Origin of the sequence: Streptomyces aquilus (assembly GCF_003955715.1) — a bacterium.
Lineage (GTDB): Bacteria > Actinomycetota > Actinomycetes > Streptomycetales > Streptomycetaceae > Streptomyces > Streptomyces aquilus.
The window spans coordinates 88,643-111,580 of record NZ_CP034463.1 but is presented as its reverse complement, the minus strand read 5'-3'; the positions used below and the strand labels follow the sequence as shown (position 1 = coordinate 111,580).

Below are 22,938 nucleotides of genomic sequence, written 5' to 3'. Positions count from 1 at the left end.
GTGAGGCATGCAATGTCGCCTCGAACCGCCCGCGAACTCCGCCAGATCATCAGCAGGTTCGATGACGTCTGGAACCGACCGTCACCGCCGTACGACACGGACAGAAGATAAAAGAAAGGCCTATACGGGCGGCTCGTCCAGGTGGGTCCGCACCGCCTCGACGAACGCGTCGAGGCTGGTTTTGACGGCGGCGGAGGCCTCTGGGATGCCGACGGGCTTGAAGCCTCCTGCTGGCGGACGGTGCTGCCAGTGTTGCCGCAGCGTGGCGAGCTGGTGCAGGGTGAGTAGGCCCGTGCCCTTCACCGCCCGCCAGGCTTCGGCCCGCTGTTCGTCGGTTCCGGCCGGGTCGGTGAGCTGAGCGAGAGCGGCGGCGATGATTTCGTTTCCGGTGTCTGCGGCGTGCCGGAGTAGGGACCGCGCGTACCGGAGACGGTTCATACGCAGGGCGCGGACTGTGAGGTTCTCCATCCAGGCGTTGACGGTTTGGGCGTGCTTGGCGAGGACGTCCGGACCCTCGATGCGGATGACGGCCAAGGACCGGCCGACATCGAGCGGCACGCGTTGCTCAGCATGCACGAGGTAGTCCTCGATGGGTTCCTCGCTTTCGGCGAGCAGCACCGCTGACTTCTTGGCCTTCTCGACGGCGATGATGAATTCGACGGCGGCGTCGCGTCGCGCTTGTCGCCGAACCTGGTCGTGGGCGGCGCGGGCGGTGAGTTCGGCGGCGTGGCGGGCTGCGCGTGCCTGTCGGTATCCGACGAGGAGCGCGGCCGGGACGCCCAGGATTGCGGCCGCGGAGGCGGTTACGGCGGCGATGGCTTCGGTCTGCACCGGCAGCATCCTCCCGGATGCGTCGAACCCGGGGACTCGATAGCGGACTCCAAGGAACAGGCCACGGGTACTGATCGGTCGACGCGTAGTCTCCGGGCATGCAAGGAGTCCAGCGTGTGCACACCCTGTCCCTCGGCGCCCTCTACATCCAGTCCTGGAGCCGCTCCTACGGCGACGCAAAGGACAAGCTCCTCGGTCCCGCCACAGGGTTCTTGATCGGGGTCCCCGGGGACTACTGCCTCGTCACTGCCTGGCACGTCTTCAGCGGACGCCGTTCGGACGATGGTGAGATCATGCGTGAAGACGCCCTCTGCCCGGACTTTGTGCGCGTCCATTTCGCTGGAGAGGCGGACGATGGCTTCCAGCCGGTCATCCAGCAGTACGAGCTCTACGACGAGGAATTCCAGCATGGTCCCCGGTGGCGCAGTCCCGCCGACCGGCGGGTCGACATCGCGGCCTTGCACATCGGTGCCGCTCCCGAGGGGGTGGTGGAGGCGTTCATGCCCAACACCTGGCCCACCCTGCGTGATCTGTTCCCCCCTGAGCGCCGTGCCGCGCAGGGCAGCGAGGCGGACATCGACCTTCCCCTGCGGATCACCGACAAGCTGTTCGTCCTCGGTTTCCCGTTCGGAGATGTCGGCACGTGGCCGTTCGCGGTCTGGACCGTGGCGCCGGTCGCGAGTGAACCCCTGGCGTGCTGGAACAATCTGCCAGGGTTCCTGCTGGACTCCCGTACCAGGGAGGGCCAGTCAGGGGCTCCGGTCCTGATGCACATCCGCCCCGGTGAGCCGGTCGTCGTCGGCGGCGAGGCGATCGTGCACGATGAGTCGGTCACCGCACTGGTGGGGGTCTACAGCGGACGCATCCACAAGGAATCCGACCTGGGCAAGGTGTGGACGGTCGACGCCCTCTTCGAGCTCGTGCCCGAGGTCGCCCCGCCGGGCTGGAAACCCACTTCTGTTCACGCCCGATCACCTCGATCTGAACTTTAAGGAGCAGTCCAGCCACCGCCACCAAGAGCGAGGAAGTGGCTGACCGCCGTACAGACAGTACGAAATACCGCCGCGCCCCGCCCGCGCATTTTGGCTGGGGAGCTGGTCTGTTCCTTAAAGTTCAATGTCAGATGCGGGGGTTGAGCCCTGCGGCCTGATCAGTCGCCGTCTTCTTCGTCATCTTGAGGGCGGCGGTGGACGCGGTCCCAGGCCACCGCGGCGGCGGCCATGGCCGCGGTGCCGTACGGCTCGTACTCAGAGACCTTGCCGAACAGGAAGTCCGCGGTCGGCGATGTCAGGGAGACCTGGATGAGTGCGAGGACGGCCAGCAGGCCGCAGAAACAGACGAACACCGTGCGCGCCGCGTCCGGCGACAGCAGGGCGGCGTCGGTGGTGGAGAACTCGCGGAGGGTTTCATCAAGTTCTGCCCTGAGTTCATCGGGCACGTCGTCGCAGGGTGCGGGCGGGTATGCCTGCATCAGTACGGCTGCTGCGGCGGCCAGCTGGGGCTCGCTGACGTTGCGGAATCTCTCGACGGCGCCGGCGATCTGGGCGAGGGCTGCGGTGAGTTCGGGGCTGGCAAGGGTCCGGGTGACCTGGCGGCGGCTGTCCTCGGCATAGTGGGCCACGGTCTGGAGCGTCTGTGCGAGCCGTGCGAGGGACTCGTCCGACATCTGGTCGAGGGTCTGCTGAAGCCGGGTTTCCAGCAAGGCCTCTGTGTGGGGAGTGGTCACCATGCCGGTCACCCTGCCACAACGGGGCCGGGCCGTTGTGCGGGGTCTGCAATTCAAGAGTCCTAAGCCGCTCCCACCCGTATTCCTGTCGCCAGACCACGGGCCCGACCCATGAGTTTCGGCACTTCTACTGTCCTCCGCTCCCTAAGACCTGCCCAAGGGGTGAATGTCGTAGTTTCGGGGCGATGTTAGGTCCGGGGTGAAGGGGCCGGCGGTGAGGGTGCCGTCGTCGTTCAGGCGGACCTGGTCGGCGAGGTGGGCGAGCAATTGCTCCGCGCTCAGGCCGGTAGCGCGGCTGATGTTCCGCAGGCGGCGGCTGACCTCTGCCGACAGCCATACCTGCGCCTGTAGTTCGTCGCGAGCGTCGTTGTTCCAGCCGCCAGGCGGCATGCCTGGCGGTGGCCGCCTGGCGGCGCGTCTCGCGGTCCTGCTCCCACGCGCTGCCCTGGACGTCCTGTGCGGGCACGTAGACCGGCCAGCCTGCACCGTCCATAAGTGCGGCAACGCGCCGCCACTCGGTATGCCGGGCCGCCCACTGCTCAGCGAGCTGTACTGGATCGCTGGGCGACCCTCCCTGGCCCACTCCAGACCGAGCGCGGCCAGCTCGCTGCGCCGCTCGGCACTCAGCTTGGCGACCCGGTGCCGCGCGTTATCCAGGAACGCGGGTCGGCAACCTTCCGGCCGGAGGCGACCAGGTCGAGAACACGACGGCGGAACTCGGGCGGACAACTGCGGGGCATGATGGCCTCCGGAAGCTGCTGAACAGTCAGTTCTCCAGCGACCCGACTCCATCAGACCCAGGGCAGACCACCTCCACCGATCCCGGAGAGGTTCAGTCGGCTGCATGTGAGTTCGGCTGATGGCTACTTGCCGCGGAGCTCATTGATCTGTTGCTGCTCCCAGTAGTCCAGGATCATTTCGAGGCGCCTGACGGACGGTTCGATGGAGCTCAGGGCTCGGTCCAGGTTGATGAATGGAATCATCAGACCGGTGAGCGACGACGTCTTGGACATCAATCCCTCCGCTTGTTTCGCCCAGGACTTCAGGTTCTTGGACTTGTCGCTGAGTCCGGTCAGCATGCGGGCCATGTCGTCATCTGGAAGGGAGGGGTCGGCTTTTCCGGAGCTGTCGACGCCCAACAACTGCTGCGCGGTAGCTACGGCCGCCTTGACGGCTTGCACGCGCTTCACTGCGTGACCGTGGAACCGGCGGGCCATCGCTTTGACATCGACGTCGACGCCCTCTGTGAGTCGGTCCCGAAGCTGCTGTGGCGTCACGATGGGAGCTGGGTCCGATGACGCCATCGTCCATGCGATCGGTTTGTGCCGGCCGACAAGTTCGTCGGCCAGAACCCTGAAAGCCAGCACGAGATCTGAGATCAGATCTGGCTCCAGGGTGTCCCGGTGGTAGGCCGCGTTGCGGTACTCGTGCAGTCGGTCGAGCACTTCGCGTTCCTGCTCTGTCAGGACGCCCCTCTGCACCAGGAACTTGGTCTTTTCGTGCAGGGCAGCGTCCATGGCCTTTCGGCGCTTCGGTCCCACATGCTCCTCGACCAGCCGGCTGAGGTCCTCGCTGAGCTCTCCGCCACTGTCGCGGAACTCGCGCATCTCCTCAATGACGCTGTCAGCGATCTGGAACGCCAGCTGAGCGTTGACCTCACGGCCGATGACCACCTCCACCAGATGGTCGAGGAGAATGAGAGCAAGGCGGTCGTGTGCCTGATCGCCCGCTTCGGCGCATCGCCGGATCTCGGCTATCTCGACCGCGAGCCAGTTCCACTGCTCGGTCTGCTGCATGGACTGGCGGTCCCAGTCGAAAGCGAACGGTTGCATGAGTCGCATGGCACCAGTTTTCACCGTCTGGCCGGCAGACCACCAATGCTGCCGGACGAAACAGATGATCTCGCTACCTCGCGTGCGCTGCACCTATCGGCCGCAACGACGGGCGCCCCTCGCACCGGCAATCCCTGCACCTGTCCCACCGCCCTGCTCCTCATCGAACTCCGGCTGTCTCTCTGTTCCATGCACTTCGTGAGCTCGCACGCGAGTGCAGTTGGCTGACCTCGCCTATGCGCTACAGCGCCAATTGGGCAAACGGGACAAGTGTCCGGATGCCAAAGCGACCATCGGCAGGATCACCGACGTGATCTCCCAGCATGCAGGGGAAGCGCACTACCAACGGGCACATCATCGGTGACCACGCAACGGGGCCGTGCCGACTGCAGTCGGCACGGCCCCGTTGCGGACCTTATCGATCAGGAGATCGTTGTGGGCTTCTGGCCGCCGGGAGGCGGCCAAGAAGCTTTGTCTAGCGGCGGTATACGCCGACGCCGGCGAGGAAGAGGGTCATCGCGCCTCCGACGGTGCCGCCGCCGACGAGGATCGCGCTTGCTGTGCCTGCGCCGGAGTAGATCGCGATGATGCCGGATGCGCAGCCGAGGTTGAGGGCAGCTGACAGGGCCAGCAGGAGTGTGAGGACCTGCAGTTTTGTCATGCTGCACCGCCGGGGCGGACGTGCGGTGCGGGGTGGTCACAGGTACGGGGGGTGCGGGCCGTTCGGGCGGTACGGGTGCCGTTCCCAGCCGAGACCCCTACCTTCGCAGGCAGGTGATCAAGCATCCTAGAGGGGTCCTTCCTTCTCGCTGATGGATGGATGGTGGGCCTCGTGCCGTAGTCGTTGGCGAACGGAGTGCGGTGCGAGGCCCTGTGTTTTGCCGGTAGCGCCACACGGATTTCCGTGATGGCGCTACGCCCATATTTCAAACCCGCTAGAGTCGCTGAAGCCAGCGAAACGGAGTGCAACATCCCAGCTCAGCAAATGTGCAACATGCGAACTGCGATGTTGCATAGGGGGAGTTGGAGGGGTCGGCTATCGATGGTGACGCGGCAAGCGCGGGCTACCGCAGCAGCAAGGGACTGGGGCTGGCGGAGCTGCTGGGCCGGGGCGGGCAGCGCGCGGCGATCGATGCCTTCATCTTCTCGGTGCGCTGCCCGGAGCAGTTCGCGAAGTTGCCGGACAAAGAGCGGTTAGCCATCGAGACCGCGAACGCGGCCATCCGTACGCGCTTCAGCCGCGGGGTCCTGGCCCTGATCGTGGCCCTGCAGGAGCGCATCCTCGTTTCCCACGGTTCTCGGAACACTTTCCTCGACATGCTGCAGGAACAGGGCGTCACAGAGCTGAATGCGACGTTCCTGAGTCGGAGGCTGGGAGGGGCGAACAAGAAGGGACCGTACGGCCACTGGTGGCTGCCGGACCTGATCGCCGAGCACTGCGCCGGTGACACGGCACCCGACCAGTTGCGCTTGCAGTTCGCCCGGCTCTGGCACACGGCCTACGGCGAATTACCCAAGTCCTTCAGCACCGAAGACCTGGGCGGATCACTCGCGCCTGCCAGTGACGAGGAGATCGCGGAGTTCATCGACCCGCCCGAAGCTCTCCTGCCGCCGGGTGCTGTGCCGAGCGACAGTTGGGCTCTACAGAGCGCATCTGACCTTGCTGTATGGGCAGATGGCTTCCCCGACGCGGTGCTCTTCACTGACTCTCACGGGACGATCCTTCAGTCCAACGGTGCTGCCAGAGCGCTCTGGGGGGCTGGGGACGAGGGCTTCCTCGGCAGGAGCCTGCTTGAGCTTCTGCCGTCGTTCGACATCTCTCGGCTGCCCCACTTCGCCAGGAGCGAGGACGCGTCCCAGGCCGGGAGAATGCCATCGCTGCGCAGCGAGGCACGTCGTCTCGACGGACAGGACCTCTTGGTCGAGGTCCACAGTGTGCGTCTCGACGCACCCCCTACCCCCGCCGGTGAAACAGCTAGATCAAATAGGCAGGCACCTCCCAGCGGCTCCGCCGACGGCCAACTGATGATCCTGATCAAGGATCTGACAGGCGTCCAGAGACTCGAGACGGAGCTCGTCAGGCAGCAGCGCCAGATCGAGTTGATCCTGCACACCGCCACCGAAGGCATCATCCGTGTCGGTGCCGACGCCCAGATCACTCTGGCCAACGCGGCCGCCGCATCCGCGCTCGCCTATGAGCCGAGCGAGCTCACAGGGCGTTCGTTCCCCTCGCTGACCCAGAACTCCCGTCTGGACGGGCAGCCCCAGCCCTACGCCGACACTCTCCTGGGGCGCTCTCTCCTCGAGGCCAAGCCCTGCAGCCTGCAAGGCCAGGTCCTCAAGGCCAAGGACGGCAGCGAAGTACGTGTCGACTTGCGCACCACCCCCGTGGTCGAAGGAGACAGCCGCAGCGGATCCGTGATCACCTTCACGGTCCGCCTGGACAAGAGCTCCTCCCCGCAACACCCGTTCATCCTGCCGCGGGACGACCAGGCCCGGGCCGAGGCCAGCCGGCTGAGGCTTCAGACCATGGAATACCACCAACTCCTCATCCAGATCCTCGCGCGGATGGACGAGCCCGGCACCGAGGCCGTCGCTCAGCTATGCGGCGCACTCCCGGCCGCTGCCCGCGCAGACTTGCTACGCAGTGCCAAAGAAGCCCGCGCGGCCATTGCGGTCCCTGCCCCAGCCCTCACCCTGAACCAGACGCACCCCGCTCCCCCCGCCGAGTCCAGCACACTCAGTTCGGCAGTCCACGAAGGCGTACGAGCGGCGACTGCTGGGACCGGCCTGGAGCAGACACGCTTCATGGTGTTCGCGCCGCCCACGCTCATCGGCTTGGACGCACAATGGCTGCCCAACACACTCACCCGGCTGATCATCGCAGCCGCCCCCAGAGCAGCAGGCCAAACCCCCGTGACCGTTTCAGCTGCACAACGGGACCAATCCATTCGCGTCGACGTCAAAGGCTCTTTCCCTGACCTCGACTCGGATCAGATGGCGCAGGTGGAGGCTGATGTACTGGCACATGGCGCCACACTCCGGACGATCAAAGACATGCCAGAAAAAGGCAAACACGTCATAGTGCTTGAAATGCCTCACGCAGGTCAGCGGGAAGCAGGGAGCAACCCGGACAACAAACACCACACCGTTAAATCAGCCGAGCCATACACCCCGCAGCGAATCATCACCGAGCAGCCCCGCATCAACATCCCTGGCGCCCGCCCTGCACCCCCCTCTATAGGCGCCTCCGGACCCGACCGAGCTGCCCAACCCTCAATGACCGGCACAGACGCTCAGAACCATGAGAAGGCCGCTGCGGAGCCGTACCCAGTTCCACACACGGTTCCAGTGCCACTCTTCACTCCTGCCACCCCCGAATCCCCGCCTTCGACAGACCACGATCAGGATGGCAGCGCCCCGGACCAGCGCCCCTCCACTACATCCCACCCGCCTGCCTCCGGAGAGCACACGCCCGCGCCCGAGCACACGGTGCAGCTTGTTACGGGCGACTATCTCCTGACCGTCAACCCCGTCGACGACAGCGACATTGAGGTTTGCCCGCCGCATAGGCGCCCGGGGCGGCCGAGGAAGCTCACGGCAGCTGAGCGCCCCAAGCTGGGCCGAGCGACCAGACCGATTGTCGTGGGGGAGTTGGAGGCACGGCGAAGGCTCCCTCTCCTGGAGCGGCAAGACGAGCGCGAGCGGCTGGTTCGGCTGCTGGCTCGCGGCCGCTCAGTCCGGCTGACCGGACCCGCCGGCGCCGGCCGCACCGCGCTGCTCGACGTCGTCGCCGAGGATTGCTCGGACCTTGCTCCCGACGGCGTCGTCCGCCTCAGCGGCTTCCACCGCACCCTCGGCGACCTGCTCCACGAACTCTTCTATGCCATCTACTACGCGCCTCTGTACCGCCCGGATCGGGACGAGCTGCTCCTATACGTGCGGGAGATCGGCGCGATCGTCGTCCTCGACGACATGGAGTTCGGAGGCTCCCAACTCGATGAGCTGCTGGATGCGGCGCCCGAGTGCGCCTTCCTGATCGGCACTACTCCCGATATGCCTGCACCCCCCGCTGACTCTGCCGTCGAGGAGGTCCTCATCAGCGGACTGACACGCGCGGGCGGACTGGAACTCCTCAAGCGCGTCGTTGACCGCGACCTCACCGAGGAGGAGGCCAATTGGGCGGGCGACATCTGGTTCGAGACCGAAGGGCTGCCGCTGGGCTTCGTCCAGGCCGGGGCCCTGCTGCGCCAACGCGGTCAACTGCCGTCTCTGAACGAGGCCGCTACGCCTGCACCGCTGCTGGCTGCGGGGCTCAGCACCTCCGCGCGCGACACCCTGCGATTCGCGGTCGCGCTCGGCGGCGAGGTCCCCCACCAGATGCATCTGCCGGCGCTGATAGGCGACACTCACGCGGACGCCGCTCTTGGCGAATTGGAGTTCTGCGGACTGGTCTCGCCAGCCGGTCCCCGCTACCACCTCGCGGCCGGAGTGCTGCAGCAACTCCAGGCCGCCGGGTACGGTGACGACGCCGCAGACCGAGCCCTGACGGCAGCTCAGCACTACGCCTGGTGGGCCGGGCACCCCGCGGTCACCGCACAACGTGTGTGCGCTGAAGCCGACGCCCTGCTTGCGACACTCAGCGTGCTGGTGCCGGGCACAACGGCATCGGCCAACGGCGAGGAAGACGTAACTGTGCAGTTGGCTCGCACAGCGGCACTGGCGTTCGCCATAGGCATGCGCTGGAGCGCTTGGGAGCGGGCGCTGCGGCTAGGCGCCGAGGCCTCCCGGCTTGCCGGTGAGATATCGGAACAGGCCCACTTTCACCACGAGCTGGGCATCCTCGCGCTGTGCGGTAAACAGTTCGAGCAGGCCCGCGCGGAGCTGGAAGCCTCCATCGTCCAGCGCGCCGGGCTTGCTGACAAGCGGGGCACCGTATCGAGCCGCCGCGCACTCGCCCTGGTCATCTTCCACTCCGACACAACATCGGGGCCCGAGACTGTGCCTGTCAGGCAGCCACCTGACACAGCCCCGGGCGTAGGCAGCTTGCGTAACGTCGACAAGCCAGCAAAGCCCTTATCGGAGGCCCTTAAGAGGCTCTGGAAGAAGGACAATTGACCGAACGGCTATGTACGCGCAACTCGCGTGCACAGCCACGGGCGTTGTGACGTCCGCAACCGCGCCTTCTACCAGTGCATGTCGAGTGTGTTGAGGGCGTCGCGTCGTTCTGCGGACAGTTTGGTGGCGCGGCGGCGGGTGTTGTCGAGGAACGTTCCGAGTTTGATCTCTTCGCCGTTGACGATCTCGATGTGCTTGCGTGACGGCTGCAGGTGTCCTTCGCGGGCGTGGAACTGGCGGGCTGTGGCGAGGTGGGTCTCCCACCGGCGGCACACCTGCATCCGGGGCGAGCCGACGCTCTCCAACAGACACTGCTGCGTCGGCACCAGTCTCTCCCAGCCGACGGCTGCGCGGCGATCCAGGTCCCCGAGATCCTTGCCCGCGACGATCAGTTCACTCACCCTGGCGGACAGGATGCCGTTGACGCGGAGGCGGCCTTCCCACGCGCTCGACGCACGCCTGCTGCCGTGGCACCGGTGAGGGATCGCCTGCCAGTTTCAAGATCGAAGTCTCGTGCACGCGCCACCCTTGTTCGCCACGTTTCACTCCTGCTCGCCAGGGTGTTGGGATCGCCGAGCAGGGGGCAATACTGGATCGTGTCCACATAGACCTCCTGTTGATGCAGGAGCCGCATGGTCCGCGGTGCCCGGGCTCTGGTGGCCTCCAGAGCCCGGGCCGGATGTGCGGAGCGTTGAGGCGGGTCCGGCCGATCATCTGCCGGTCGGGCCCGCCCGCGCGAGCCCCACCGTGGCCGTCCGGCTGTGTCTTTGCCTCAACGCCTCAGCGTGCGAACTGAGCCGCACATCCTGCGATCGCAGTGACCGCCGTGAGCGCAGCGACAACCACCTGCGCCCGGCTGGCCGGGTCCCACCGCTGCATGCGGCGGTCACCCTTCTTCCGCTTTCGCATGCCCACCTCCCTTACCGAAGAGAGCCCAGATCCTGGGCGTGCCCAGCCCGGTTGCTGGGACAGGCAGGTCCGGTACAAAGGTGAGCAGTCTCAGAGTGGCCTCATCACCCAGTGGCACACCATCAGGCGCACCCTGGCGAACCCTGGCGATTAGTTGCACGGCAACGACCCCAACGGCCGCGCACACACAGCGAGTCGGCCGTGCGGTCATGCGGCCGACGCACGCTTCAACAGCGCTTTCCCGCACCTACCATCGCATGCCCAACTCATCCAAAGCAGTACGTCGTTCGGGGCTGAGTTTGTCGGCGCGGCGCCGGGTGTTGTCGAGGAACGTTCCGAGTTTGATCTTTTCGCCGTTGACGGTCTCGATGTGCTTGCGCGCGGGCCGCAGGTGTCCTTCTCGGGCGTGGAACTGCCGGGCCGCGGCGAGGTTGGCGGCCCATCGTGCGTCTTGCGAGCGCCGTGCCGGCACTACCGGCAGGCTCTCGGTCTCCGGGTGCACGCCGATCGTCTCGAGGAGGTACTGCTGTGCGAGTACGAGCCGGTCCCAACCAGCCACCTTTCCGGCGATCCACACTCCGAGGTCTTCGCCCTGGACGACGACGTCCCCTGGCCCGGCCGGGAGCGCGCCCCCGGCTTGTATGTGGGCGAGCAGGAGCCGGTAGCAGCGCTGCCAGGCGATCTCCCATCCCTCCGGGGCCCACCCGGGATCGATCTCGTTCAACGCCTCCATGCGGCTGGCGGACAGCTCTCCGGCGTAGGACAGCCCGGTCTCGCCGTTCGCCCGGCGTAGGGCGTTCTCCCGCGTCCGCTTGGCCGCCGCCCGCTGGTTCTTGGCCCAGACCCCAATGGGGAACCCGTCCCCGCCCCACACGGCTGAGGTCGGCGGGAGGAGGTGGCCGTGGACGGTGGCGTAGTCGCGGGCGACGGCGAGGCCGGCCTCCCAGGCGGAGGCGTGCACGGACCACACCATGCCCAGCGCCTCCAACTCCGCCACGCGCTTGGTCTCCAGGGTCCCGGCGGTGTAGTAGCGGCGCTGATCCGCCACCTATACCCCCAGCGGATGCCCTCCAAGCGCCCCCCACTCCCCAGGCGTCTCGAACGTGTAGGGCACGCGCAGTTCGGTGTTGTCGGTCTGGTGTAGCCAGCGGGTGGCGGCTTCGATGCCGCGGCGCCAGTAGGTCCCTTCGGGGTCGATGACCCGTAGCCGTACGAACTGCGCGAGTGCGGCTGGGTCGCGTTCCTCGGTGAACCGCAGCACCCCCGCCGCGGCGGCCCCGATCGGCGGCACCAGATCCCGCTCCTCCGCTCCTCACCCTCGTCGTCCTGTCCGTCGTCGTCCTGGTCGTCGATGTCGTCCGCGAGGCCTTCGCCGTCGTCCTCGGAGGACCAACTGCCGCTGCGGACACGGGGATCGGCGAGGGCTTCGATGGTCTGGGCATCGTGGGCCCGCAGGGCTGTCAGCACCTTGGACAGGCTGCCATAAGCGTCAGACGTGAGAAGCTCGTTCGGATCTTCGTCGGGTCCGAGGAACACCGGGACGATCAACGTGGCCAGTTTCCCGCGCCCGGGATGCAGTCGAAGTGCGCGTCCGACCATTTGCACGATATCGACCATCGAGCCGCGCGCATCCGTGAAAAGGACCGCGTCGCATTCGGCGGTGTCGATGATCTAGAGGTGGCGAGACGGTGAGCGACGTTTGGTCTGAATGCTGGATGCATAGGTGGCGGCGGATGCGCAGCTGATGGGTCCGCGTTGAAGAGAAGCCGATCTATGTGCTGAGACCTCAACCAGATGGGTGATCAGATGATTTCTGTGCGGGGTCGTGGGTAGAGACGCACCGCTTCTGGACCGAACTCCTCTCGGCCAACGACATAATTCGCGTAACTCAAGGAGATTGTAAGATCTTTGATTTTTTTCAAGGGGGTGACGTCGGTGATGTCGGGCAGGGATGACCGACAGTTGACGAAAATCTCTTTCACATTGGGAAAGGTATCCGGCACCAGGTCCAACTGGGTGTCTGAGTCGATAGGGGAAAGGTGCAGGTAAGTGACGCTATTTATGGGAGTGGCCTGCGCGAGGTCATATTGTCCGAGGCTAAGTCTTGATAGGTGGGGCAGGCTGGAAATTTCTCGCCATTCCGCGGGCGTAGGTGCCGCGTTGATCACTAGCTCCCGCAGTTGATTCCATTTAGAGATGCCTGTCAGGGGTACGCCGATCCATTCGGCGAGGCGTAGTGAGGTGAGATCTGCTGGTGCGGGTAGCTCTCCCAGGCTATTCCATGGCAGGCGTGTGTAGAGAGCGAGTTCGGTGAGGTGGGGAAGGGTGGCCAGTGCGTTGAATGAGAAAGAGTCCGGGAGTTGAAGCAGTCTCAGGTTGGGTAGTGGCAGCCCTTCAAGGTCTTCGAGGTGACCGAGTTTTGTGCAGCTGCTGAGAGCGAGTTCCTTTAGGGCGGGGAAATCGCGTACGAATGTCAAATCTTCGAGCAGTTGACCCGAGTAGATCTCGATCTTCCGAGTGTGATCAGGAGAAAGGTGCTCGGTGATCTCGGCTTGGGTGAATTCTCCCCTGAAGGCGACGTTGGTGATAGGTTTGAGGAATCGCAGGGCGTTCCTCTGGTCTTGAGTCTGTACGCTCAGATGCAATCCTTCTTTGAAGCGGAAAAGGATGTCCTGGGCATATTGGTCTGCATTGAATTTCTCCCAGGCGTCGACTAGCTCGTAGTTTGCCGGGGTAGGAGACGATGTTTGTGTGAAGTGCTGAAGGAAGGCGTATGCTTGGTCACCGCCGATAACAGCAGACGTGCGGAAAACCGCATTCACTTCATCCTGCTTCAGGCCTTGGGGCCCGGGCAGCAGATCCAGGATGCCCGGACCCAGCGCGGCAAGCTCCTCCGCTTCCTCAGAAGAGCGGGGAGGCATCAGAAGGCGTGCTCGCTGTTCGACCAGCCTGCGGACCTCGGGTTCGATTTCAGTGGCGTACTGCAGACTGGCGGCTGCCAGGAGGTGGAGTCTGCCCCGGTGTTCGCCGTCGGCATCACCGCGTTTGACGAGGCGGCGGAGGAGATCAGCGCTCTCGGCTGGGCGGGCGTGGGCGACGGCCATGCGTACGACGTCCTCCCACTGGTCGTCGTGGGCGTTGTTGACCAACAGGGGGAAGTCGTGGGCTTCGATGGCGGCTTTGGCCCCGAGGTAGTCCTGGAAGGTGCGGTGGACGAAGTCGATGGTGTCCGCGGTGGGCTGGCGCAGGAGCCCGCTGCGGCCGACCAGGTGAGCCAGAACCTGGTCGGCAGTGCCCTGCTCGGCCACGGCCTGCATGGCGGGCAGCGCGTCGTCGACCAGGGCCATCGCGGTGGCCCGTTCCATCTCGGTCTGGCGGTTGCGGATGAGCCAGTAGGCCAGACGCTGCAGGAGCTGGACGCTCTGGTGTTCGGTGAGCTGAATGCCTTCCGGTACATCGATGCTGCGCTCAAGGTCTCGGCGTACGAGCAGCATCGACAGCGCTGCTTCGTACAACTCCATGCGGCTGTGGGGCAGATGACCGCGGCGGTCCCGGTGCAGCGCGCAGATCAGCGCACACATCAGGGGCGTGCTGGAGAGCTGCGCCAGGTCACGCTGAGCGCGCACCGTGACCTGGAGCGCTGCTTCGAGATCATGCAATTGTGAGCGTTCGGCGTCGGTTGCCGCATTGTGTCGCGCTGCGGTGTGCCACCGGTGTACGAAGACTCCGGTGTCGGCGGCACTCATGGGCCGTACTGACAGTTCGGTGAAGTGCGACGAAGCTAGCCAGCCTTCCGGCACAGCGGACGGGCGCGTGGTGACCACGAAGCGCGCGTCCCTGTAGGCCGCCAAGAGCCGCTCGAGCCAGTCCCGCGTAGCACCCCGGTGCTCTTGAGGAACCTCGTCGATGCCGTCGACCAGGACGAGTGCCTCGCCCCCGGCAAGTACGGCATCGGCCCACCCATCCGGCTGGGAGGCGGCCAGGGGGGTGCCGACCGCAGACAGGAAGTCGTGCGGCTCCGGAAGAGGCCCACGCCTCACCAGCGTCCGCAGCGGCAGGACGAACGGAATCCACCCTCGCCAGTCCGCCAGTTCCTCCGGCAGCTCATCGCGCGCCGTTGCGACAGCCAACCACTGCAGCAGTGTCGTCTTTCCACTGCCGGCGAGCCCTCTCAGAAGAACTCGTCGGCAGTTGGCCAGCGCGTGCTCGGCACGCTTCACTACGACGGTCGGCCGGTCCGCTTCCTCATCGCCTGCAGGCCAGTCCTCTGACCGCTCTGCCAGTTCCAAGCTCAAGTACGCCGCGTCCAGCGGCCAGCACGCACGTTCCGGTCGACTCAAATCCAGCCCTACGACGGTCAGCTGGGAATGCCGTTCTGCCACGTAGTTGAGATACCGCTTCTGAAAGGGCGCCTCCACCTTCGGCCGTACCCGCCTGCGCACCATTCTTACTGGCGAGACATTCGGCTGGCGCGCTGCGGCTTCGCGCAGGGCCAGCATAGAGTCCACATCAGCACCCAGGGCCTTCGCCAAGGCCACCAGCGTGGCCTCGGAGGGCACCACTTGGCCGTTCAGTGCCTGGCTGACCGTCGTCCGACCCAGCCCGGTCCTCTGCTGCAACCCGCCCATCTGTAAACCCCGCTGAGCCCTGAGGGAGCGCAGCTGCAGCGCGAGCTCCGCCAACGGATCCGCGTGTACTTCCCCCATGTCCTGCTTCTCCGTCCCCCGGGCGACCGTCTTCGTTCATCTTTGTTCGCCCTGAACCCCGGTGAACACGAAAGCCGCGAAATTTCCTGGAGTCCCCGTCGTCGACCGCTCCGGGAAGAAGTCATGAACACCTCACCCATCCACCTGATGCTCCTGGTCCTGCTCCTAGCAGTCGTTGCACTCTTCTGCATGCTCGTAGGAGCAGCGGCTGGCGTACTTGCCCGCCTCGACGGAGCCACTTACGCCAGCGCCCTGCTACGGGGTGCCGTGGCCTTCGCGGGCAGTGCCACGCTCTCCCTGGCATTGCTGACCTTCGTCCTCGCAGCACTATGAACGACGGACGCCTTGCCGTACTTCGTCAGGCCCACGCGGCGTGCGCTGTGGTGATGCCGTCGGTCGTGGGCGCCTGGATACGGCCAGTGCCAGGGCGTCGGCTGCGGGATCTCTGTTGGGTGCGGATCCTTTGGAGTGACGGTTCCCTCCTCGGGGATCAGTTCGTGGCATCCCATTCGTCCGGGGTCATGGGCTTGGCGTCCGGATAGTGTCGTCGGATCTCGTTGAGTACCCACTCGTCTGCTGTGCGGACATCCCAGCTTGAACTGTCGAACTCCCTCAGGGTCAGCACGAGCTCGCTACCCGCGTAGCCTTCAAAGTCTCCGTCGACGGCCTGCAGGTGGGGCGCGTCCATGGCCAACAGCTCGAGGGTGGGGATTCCGTGGCCGGCTGAAGCTCTGACCAGCTCCGCGAAGCTGGAGTGTGGGTGATCGTCGAAGATCCGGGCTCGCCACGTGAGCGTGAGGCCGTAACTCCCCAGGCGGATCAGGAGTTCGGCCAGGGTGACGTAGTGCCGATCGGCATGGTGGCCCGTATGCGGGGCAGTGTCCCGCCAGGCCGCAAAGGAGACCATCTGCATCGTGGGCGGTGTTTTGATCATCGGCTCAGCACCCTGCTCCGGTCTAGGGGAATCACTGATTGCACTTGCCTATTGTCCTGCTCTTCCCCTTCGAATGATCGATTGGGTGTAGTTGCTCCCGGGCGGGGAGAGCTGGGCAAACGCTGATTGGTGTGTGGTGGTGTCGTCGGGCTTCTACCGTGGCGGGATGGAGGTGGGGCGCCATGGTGTCTTTGCCGGAAGAGCTTCAGGCTCGAGAGGCCGCAGCTCGGCGGCGCGTGGAGGCACTCCAAGCTGAGGCAGCCGAGTTGGCCATCCGGCTGGAGGCGGCTCGGGAGGATCTTTCGCGGCTCGAGATCACGCGGGAGACCGTCGCGCAGGTGCTGGCGGAACTGTCGGCCGCTCAGGCCGGACCGCACCTTGCGGCGGGGGATGCTCCGGCGCCGGACGAGACGTCGGTGCCTCACGGCGTCGGGGTGATGATGGTGCCGCCTTGGCGGGAGGGCCTGGTGGTGGCGGTATTACCGGATGTCTACCGGGACATCGTGGAGATCATCGCTGACGCGCCAGGACCGCTGCAGGCCAAGCAGATCGTGCCGCGGATCGGTCTGCCGACGACGACCGGGAAGATCGAGGGCACCCGGGAAAAGCTGAAGCGGCTGGTGGAACGAGGCTGGCTGGACGAGAACACGCCGGGACAGTTCACCCTCGCCCGGCAAGGCCCGGGGCGAGACCGCAGCAACTCGCAGTGACCAAGGGGCTCTTCTCCGTAGATTCGTAGGTGCCAACCAAAACGAATCACTCCCGAAGAAGAGCCCTCGATGGAACCGTACGATGCCTTACCCGAGCCTGATCCATACTCCGCCTCCCGTGATGCCTTCGAACGCCTCATCTCGACGCTGGCCGACGGCCCGGCAGCAGACTTGTCTCACGACGAACTCGAAGCCCAGCTCGAAGAGTTAGGGCGCGAACTGCTGCGGCATTTGATGCAGAACCACCTCGATCAGCGAGCCAGGAAGGAGGAGGACACGATGCGAGCGGACCGAGGGCAGCCCCTGGTACTCGGTCCGGAAGGACAGCCTCGAACCTGGCGAGAGATGGGTCACCGCCGCCTACTGACGTGCGTGTTCGGGCCAGTTCGGGTGACCCGGATCGCCCATCGTGGCCGAGGCGTTGCCAACGTGCACCCAGCAGACGAGAAGCTGTCGCTGCCCGCGGGCCGGCACTCACGCGGCCTTGCCCGGCTCGCGGTCCTGGAAGCCGTGAGAGGCTCGTTCGACCAGGCTGCCGCTGCAATCGAGCGACGATGTGGGAAGGTGCTGGGCAAGCGCCGCCTCAAAGAACTGGTGGTCGCCTCCGCGGTCGACATCGCCGCCTACTACACGGCGAAGATCCCCACCCCGTGCACCCGCGAGATGCCGCTGGTCATCGAGATCGACGGCAAGGGCGTGGTGATGCGCCCCGAAGCCCTGCGCGAAGCCACCCGCCGAGCCGCGGCCAAGAGCGCGGCGGCCGGGCGACGCGGACGCCTGGCCCCGGGCGAGAAGCCCAACCGCAAACGCATGGCGACGGTGGCCTGCGTCTTCGATGTCGTTCCGGCCCCACGTCGGCCGCACGATATCGTCCACCCGCCCGGTGGCCGAAGCGAAACCCGGCCGCCACGACAGGGCCCGAAAGCGGAGCGCAAATGGTGCACCGCCTCGGTGATGCACTCTCCAGAACTGGTCGTCGCCGACGCCTTCGACCAGGCCGAGGCCCGCGACCCCCGGCATCTGCGGGACTGGCTCGTCCTCGTCGACGGCGCCCGCCACCAACTCGACCTGATCCAGGCCGAAGCCGACCGCCGCGGCATTCACCTGAATATCCTGCTCGACTTCGTGCACGTCGCCGAGTACACGTGGACGGACGCGCATGCCTTCCATCCGGTCGGCAGCCGCGAGGCCGAGACCTGGGCCGCAGACAAACTCACCGCGATCCTCGCCGGACACGCCGACCGCGCCGCCACCGAGATGACCGCCCAGGCCGCAGCAGAACAGCTTCCCGCAACCCGCTGCGACGCCGTCACCACCTGCGCTCGCTATCTCACCGGTCACCTCGACCAGCTCCACTACGACACCGCCCTCACGGCTGGCTGGCCAATCGCCACCGGCGCCGTCGAAGGCGCCTGCCGCCACCTCATCGCCGACCGCCTTGACATCACCGGCGCCCGCTGGGGACTCGACGGCGCCGAAGCCGTCCTCCAACTCCGCGCACTGATCACGAACGGCGACTTCGAGGACTACTGGCGCTACCACGCGGTGCGTGAACATCAACGCCTCTACCCCAGCCCCGACCCGCAGAACTACGGCCTCACCGCTTGATCCCGACGGTCACTTCAAAGGATCCGCACCCAAAGCCGATGGCATCCCGATACGACTCCACCACCGCCTGCGGCGGGTGCGCCATGCGGCTGCCCTGCCAGTGCACCTCCTGGCCGGAAGAGCCGGGCAGCACGGCGGTCAGCCCGTCGGCCGCTTCCGCTGGCGTGCGTACCGCGGGCCAGCTGCCGTAGACGTTGGAAACTTGTAGCGCCCCGGCCTCGTCGGTGGCCTGTAGTGTGCCGCCGGGGACCAGCAGCTGGCGGACCTTGTTGCGCTCGTATCTCTCTTCAGCCCATACGGGCTGCGTGCTCACGTTCATCCAGGTGCTCTCTGTTGCAGGTCCGGGCGCCAGCCCGTGGCGATGTGAGTGCAGAAGGCGAAGGGTTCACGACATCGGCTGATGCCAAGAGCCGTGCCTGCGGTTCAGCGGCGGTATCCGCGCTCTGGGGAGCGCGCAGGGACGTTGAGGAAGTCTTCGAACCAGTTGTCCGGGTGCAAGGCGGGCGGGACGCCGACAGGCTCCCTGCCCTCGGCTTCTCCGGCGTCTTCGCTGTACTTGCTGTCGTACAGCCACAGCACATCGTGGTCCTGGAAGAAGAAATCCGAGCAGGCGTCGAAGTCATAGTCGTCGCGGTGCGTGGGCAGTGCCGCATGCGGACTGCCGTCACCGGCTTCCAGATGCTCGAGGGCATCGTCGAGGGCGAGATGCAAGACCATCTCCTCCGCCGCGCAGACGGGCCGGGGCCATCTGCCGCTCGCGAGGTCGCCTGCCAGATCGTCGCAGGCCCGGGCCAGGCCGCGCCGCCACTGCGCGTTCTGGCGCCAGGTCACCTGCGGAAGACGGGAGAAGAAGCCCCAGGCACCGTCATCGTCCTTGATGACGGGACGATCACCCAACTCGGCGGCATCGTCGTAAGCCGACTCAGCAAGCTCGACCAGCGCGCTGTACAGCAGCTCGGCCGTGCGCGGCGTGAGCGTCCAGTCGCACTTGCGGCAGTCCTCCTCCTCGCAGTCGCACGCCGCGGGCAGCGCGAAGAGAGCGGCGAAGTCCGGCTGCTCCTGGTCGCTCTCGGGCACAGCGCCCGTGCTCGAGGCGGTGCCGGAGCGATTGGTCCGGTGCAGGCGCCAGCCCGAGCCGAAATCGACGCGGACCGGCTCAGCCGACCAGTCGGCGACCTCGTCTCCCTGAGCAGACAGCAGCAGTTGACCTTCCTGCGTGTCGTTCAGGCAGTCCGCGCCCGGCAGGTCACCCGTGGTCTCGGCAGCGAACATGACAGCGCCGGTCAGGTCGTGCGGATCCTCCTGGGTGAGCTCCTCCTGCGGCGCAGGCTCCCAGCCGCTGGCGGCCGCTGCCGTGAGTGCCTTGGCCTGGTCGTAGACGTGGAACTCGCGCAACTGGACCACGCGAATCACCGGACCGGGCAGGTCGGCGAGCCGAGCGTCCCTCGGGGTGCGGATAGCGGAAACGGGAAGTGCCTCTTCCGTGCCGCTCTCCTGCACCCAGTCGAACGGGTCGTCGGAAGGCCAGGTGAACCCCGGCGAGCCGGCGGGCCACACCCCCGCGCGTGCCTGGTCGAGAGCTTGACGGAAGGAGGCAGCAGGAGCATCCGGCAGCACAGTGAGCAGTTTGCCCGCCGTGTTCTGCTGCGGCGCGGTGAGGATCCCGTTGCGGGCAGCGAGGGAGAGGAGGAGCGCGGCATGCTGGGCCACGAGCGCATCCTTGCAGGTCATGACGGCCTGCAGGCTGGAGGGCCCGTCAGGGTGTGCCAGCAGAACGAGAACGCGGCTTTTGCTGGCGGAGTGCTCGCAGAAGAAGTCGCGGGGCAGCGCAGATGGGGTGGCCTGGACGGCTGTCATGGAGGAGCTCCAACGATGCGCGGCAAGCCGAAGCCCGCCGCAGTGAGAAGAAAGCTGCTGGTGGGCACGGTACGACCGCATCCCCGGACAGCGTGGAAGTCTGTTGCAGCTCGTGCCATCGCTACGAGCGGCGACCCGGGCCTGAAACGCGACTTTAGCCCCCGAGTAGCGAACAGGCAGGCAGATTCGGGTTATTTCCGATCGCGGCACGACAGCGCCCGCGCGCGGCGCGCTCCGCGACTGGTTCAGTCGACCAGGGACAGGCACAGCCGAAGCAGCGATGGCCTTCGCGAACGACGCTGCCAGCCGTACGGCTGGCAGCGAGAGCCGGGATGCTCAGGCAATGTCTCCCGGATTCCACTCAGGCGGAAGACGGCCAAGTCCGAGCCGGGCCTCGATGCCGAGGTGTTCACGCAGAAGGGCTTTCAGAGTTCGGCCGTCCACCAGATCGATGCGGCCGCTGCGTTGGGCGAACGCATGGCTGCTTGCCCCGAACCAGCTGGTGGTGACCAGGATGCCCCGGCTGGCCTGCACGTCCAGCATCTGCCCGGCCAGGGCGTGAACCGTCTCCAGAGGCACGACGTGCCGGTTGCGCCGGCACTGAAGCACCCACCGTTCGCCGGTGGTGGGCCTGTCACGCAAGACAGTGGTTGCTGGCCCTGGTCCGATCAACTCGCGGGGGCCGCCTTCAGTAGTGCCGTGCAGCTCCATGCAGAGGCGGTGGACGAGATCGTCCAAGTCCTCGGGGGACAGGCTCACCAGATCGATACGGTCGTCGGCGGCCGCAACGACGGCGGGACGCGGCGTGTCGTGTGCGAGGGCGGCCTCGTACCACTTGTCGTCGCTTTGATAGGCAGGATCTCCTTTGCGGAAACGCTCCGCCCATGCGGCGGCTTCATCGTGCAGGGCCTTTGCTCCGTCTCCGGGGATCAGGTTCCGCAGACCGGGATCGTTCCTGCGGAAGGCGCGGAAGAGGGTGGCCAGGGGACTGGTGTTGGGCGCGTATCCCAACCGCTGGGCGTGCCGGGGAGCAAGAGGGCCGGGGCCGCGCACGGCATGGACGACCGCACGCCATTCCGGGCTGTCGTAATCGAATGCCGTCTTGGTGAAGTTGACGGGCACGTGGTCACAGTGGATCTCACCGACCAGCCTGCCCTTCGCGGGCCCGTCCACCGGATACTCCACCATGGAGCGGTCAGGGCCATCCTCGAAGAAGAACAGGCCTTTGTCCCTGACGAGAACCTTGCGGCCGTTGCGATAGAAGTCGAGGCCGTAGTCACTGCCGTGCAGATAGCGCTGAACGCCCAGCCAGCCCCATACGCGTTGTTCCGTCAACTCGAGCTGTGTTCCCTGGCACTGCAGACAATGCGGTGAGCCAAGCGGACTGGTGTGACGGCAGTTCCGGCAGCGATACCGCGTGGCCAGCACGATGTCGAGGCGCTGCACGGCCGCGATGTTGCCCTCGCGCCGCTGGACAACGCGGTTCTCGCCCCAGATGCACGGCATGCGGGGAGCCACCGGCCGGTCAGACACGGTCAGCTGTACCTGCTCCTTGCGCAGCAGGTAGCTGTAAATGTCTCCCAGCTGATGCCGCAGACGGTTCTGCCTGCCCGGCGGCCAGGGGTCGCGCAGGGCTTTGATGGTGATGAACGTGCCCTGGTCCTCCGCCGCTGCTTTGGGTTCCGCGCCGATGAGCGCGTGCCAGGGGGAGCCGGCGGTAAGGGAGGCCAGATCGAAGGTGAGGACGGTCCATGCCGTATCGCCTGCCCGGGCGGTGCGCAGCGTGATGTGCGCACCCAGCTGCAGACACGCCACGACAAAGCCCAGGCCGAAGATGTCCTGGTCCTGCGTCCCGCCGGTCCAACTTGCCAGGAAAGCCTTGCTGATGGTGTCGCGGTCCATACCGGTGTGCCGGCACGAGACGGTGATCGTCTCGTGGCCGGGGGAGTCCGGATCGTGCTGGAATCCGACCGTGACCGCAGGGTGCTGCCCCGCCCCTGTGCTGCCTTTCATCACGGCGTCCACCAACTCGGCCACAGCCGCCCACTCGGCCAGCGGGATGTCGGCCAACGCGGCCAGCGCGGCCGGAGCAGGCACCAACATCAACGGCTTCGCCGGGGCCTTGAGGTCTCGTGCCGTACGAGCCCGTGCGGCACGAGAGTTGGTGTCGGCACGCTCCCAGGCAGCTGCCCAGGCTGCTGCCTCACTGCGTCCTACCCCCACGATCTCGGCGAACATCACCACCAGGTTCCGGCGGGGATTCACCGCTCCGCTCAGGACATTGCTCAAGGTGCTCCGCGTCAGCCTCTTTCCAGCCCGATCTTCCAGCTCACGCAGGCTCGGCGAACCTGCCAGGGCGCGCAGGCGGTTCATCGCTTCGCGCAATTCCTCGAAAGTGCCCACCTGCCCGATGGAGATCACATCGGGGCCCTGGTCGATCCCCTCAAGGGCGGCCTTCGCCTTCAGCCAGAGCTGTCTGGCCTCGGCTACGTCCGTGCCGCAGGCCCGGGTGAACGCCTCGACCACCGGCCAGGGGGAGCGCCAGCCGTGGGCTGCCCGGTTGAGTCTGCCCCTGCTGAAGCCCGTAGCCTGTACGAGGTCTTCGTACGTGAGGCCCGACAGGTGGCGCGACTGCCGCAGCCAGCGCGCCACCTCCGCCATTTCCGGCACCCGGGCAACAAGCTCCTTCTCCCGTCGCCCCGCCATG

15 protein-coding genes and 2 pseudogenes are annotated in these 22,938 nt (G+C 66.2%); 5 read left to right on the top strand and 12 right to left on the bottom strand.

Going from position 1 to position 22,938, the window contains the following annotated elements; translation table 11 throughout:
- Nucleotides 1-120: 120 nt before the first annotated feature.
- Nucleotides 121-831, bottom strand: a complete 711-nt coding sequence (locus EJC51_RS00545; RefSeq protein ID WP_166682790.1) for a hypothetical protein — start codon at nt 829-831, stop codon at nt 121-123.
- A 98-nt stretch (nt 832-929) separates the two neighbouring features.
- Between EJC51_RS00545 and EJC51_RS00535 the strand changes: the two genes are divergently transcribed.
- Nucleotides 930-1,823 carry a S1 family serine peptidase gene (locus EJC51_RS00535; protein ID WP_126269170.1) on the top strand — a complete coding sequence of 298 codons (894 nt, stop codon included), beginning with the start codon at nt 930-932 and terminating at the stop codon, nt 1,821-1,823.
- 158 nt (nt 1,824-1,981) lie between these two features.
- Here the strand turns inward: EJC51_RS00535 and EJC51_RS00530 are convergent, their stop codons facing one another.
- The 3 genes from EJC51_RS00530 to EJC51_RS00520 form a co-directional block, all read right to left on the bottom strand.
- Nucleotides 1,982-2,560, bottom strand: coding sequence for a hypothetical protein (locus EJC51_RS00530; RefSeq protein ID WP_126269169.1), 579 nt, complete (start codon nt 2,558-2,560; stop codon nt 1,982-1,984).
- Between the two features lie 860 nt (nt 2,561-3,420).
- Nucleotides 3,421-4,389, bottom strand: a complete 969-nt coding sequence (locus tag EJC51_RS00525; protein ID WP_244362301.1) for a hypothetical protein — start codon at nt 4,387-4,389, stop codon at nt 3,421-3,423.
- Nucleotides 4,390-4,864: 475 nt separating this feature from the next.
- Nucleotides 4,865-5,050: a hypothetical protein gene (locus EJC51_RS00520; protein WP_126269168.1), complete on the bottom strand. Its 186-nt coding sequence runs from the start codon at nt 5,048-5,050 to the stop codon at nt 4,865-4,867.
- A gap of 656 nt (nt 5,051-5,706) precedes the next feature.
- On the opposite strand from EJC51_RS00520, the pseudogene EJC51_RS49355 reads away from it, so the two are divergent.
- Nucleotides 5,707-6,807 (top strand): annotated as a pseudogene (locus EJC51_RS49355) (PAS domain-containing protein); the annotation flags it as partial.
- A 933-nt stretch (nt 6,808-7,740) separates the two neighbouring features.
- Nucleotides 7,741-9,384: pseudogene (locus tag EJC51_RS48415) on the top strand (ATP-binding protein); the annotation flags it as partial.
- Between the two features lie 191 nt (nt 9,385-9,575).
- Here EJC51_RS48415 and EJC51_RS48410 read toward each other — a convergent pair.
- The 5 genes from EJC51_RS48410 to EJC51_RS00490 all read right to left on the bottom strand — a co-directional run bounded on the left by EJC51_RS48410 (nt 9,576) and on the right by EJC51_RS00490 (nt 16,056).
- Nucleotides 9,576-9,908 (bottom strand): helicase associated domain-containing protein, encoded by a 333-nt coding sequence (locus EJC51_RS48410; protein WP_244362298.1) that lies wholly within the window; start codon nt 9,906-9,908, stop codon nt 9,576-9,578.
- A 755-nt stretch (nt 9,909-10,663) separates the two neighbouring features.
- The gene (locus EJC51_RS48405; protein ID WP_244362295.1) at nt 10,664-11,464 is read right to left on the bottom strand and encodes a helicase associated domain-containing protein; all 801 of its coding nucleotides are present in this window, start codon (nt 11,462-11,464) and stop codon (nt 10,664-10,666) included.
- On the bottom strand, nt 11,465-11,707 hold the full coding sequence (locus EJC51_RS48400; protein WP_244362292.1) for a hypothetical protein: 243 nt from the start codon (nt 11,705-11,707) through the stop codon (nt 11,465-11,467).
- A gap of 511 nt (nt 11,708-12,218) precedes the next feature.
- Nucleotides 12,219-15,122 carry an NACHT domain-containing protein gene (locus EJC51_RS00500; protein WP_126269166.1) on the bottom strand — a complete coding sequence of 968 codons (2,904 nt, stop codon included), beginning with the start codon at nt 15,120-15,122 and terminating at the stop codon, nt 12,219-12,221.
- 490 nt (nt 15,123-15,612) lie between these two features.
- Complete coding sequence (locus EJC51_RS00490; protein WP_244362289.1) at nt 15,613-16,056, bottom strand: hypothetical protein; 444 nt, start codon at nt 16,054-16,056, stop codon at nt 15,613-15,615.
- A 182-nt stretch (nt 16,057-16,238) separates the two neighbouring features.
- Between EJC51_RS00490 and EJC51_RS00485 the strand changes: the two genes are divergently transcribed.
- Entirely contained in the window at nt 16,239-16,766 is a 528-nt protein-coding gene (locus EJC51_RS00485) for a hypothetical protein (RefSeq protein ID WP_126269164.1), read from the top strand.
- Between the two features lie 69 nt (nt 16,767-16,835).
- Complete coding sequence (locus EJC51_RS00480; protein ID WP_126269163.1) at nt 16,836-18,374, top strand: ISKra4 family transposase; 1,539 nt, start codon at nt 16,836-16,838, stop codon at nt 18,372-18,374.
- Here the strand turns inward: EJC51_RS00480 and EJC51_RS00475 are convergent.
- The 3 genes from EJC51_RS00475 to EJC51_RS00465 form a co-directional block, all read right to left on the bottom strand.
- Nucleotides 18,364-18,693 (bottom strand): hypothetical protein, encoded by a 330-nt coding sequence (locus EJC51_RS00475; RefSeq protein WP_126269162.1) that lies wholly within the window; start codon nt 18,691-18,693, stop codon nt 18,364-18,366. The two genes, EJC51_RS00480 and EJC51_RS00475, sit on opposite strands and share 11 nt — an antisense overlap.
- A 104-nt stretch (nt 18,694-18,797) precedes the next feature.
- Nucleotides 18,798-20,231: a hypothetical protein gene (locus tag EJC51_RS00470; protein WP_126269161.1), complete on the bottom strand. Its 1,434-nt coding sequence runs from the start codon at nt 20,229-20,231 to the stop codon at nt 18,798-18,800.
- A 336-nt stretch (nt 20,232-20,567) separates the two neighbouring features.
- Nucleotides 20,568-22,937, bottom strand: a complete 2,370-nt coding sequence (locus tag EJC51_RS00465) for a restriction endonuclease (protein WP_126269160.1) — start codon at nt 22,935-22,937, stop codon at nt 20,568-20,570.
- Nucleotide 22,938: the final 1 nt, after the last annotated feature.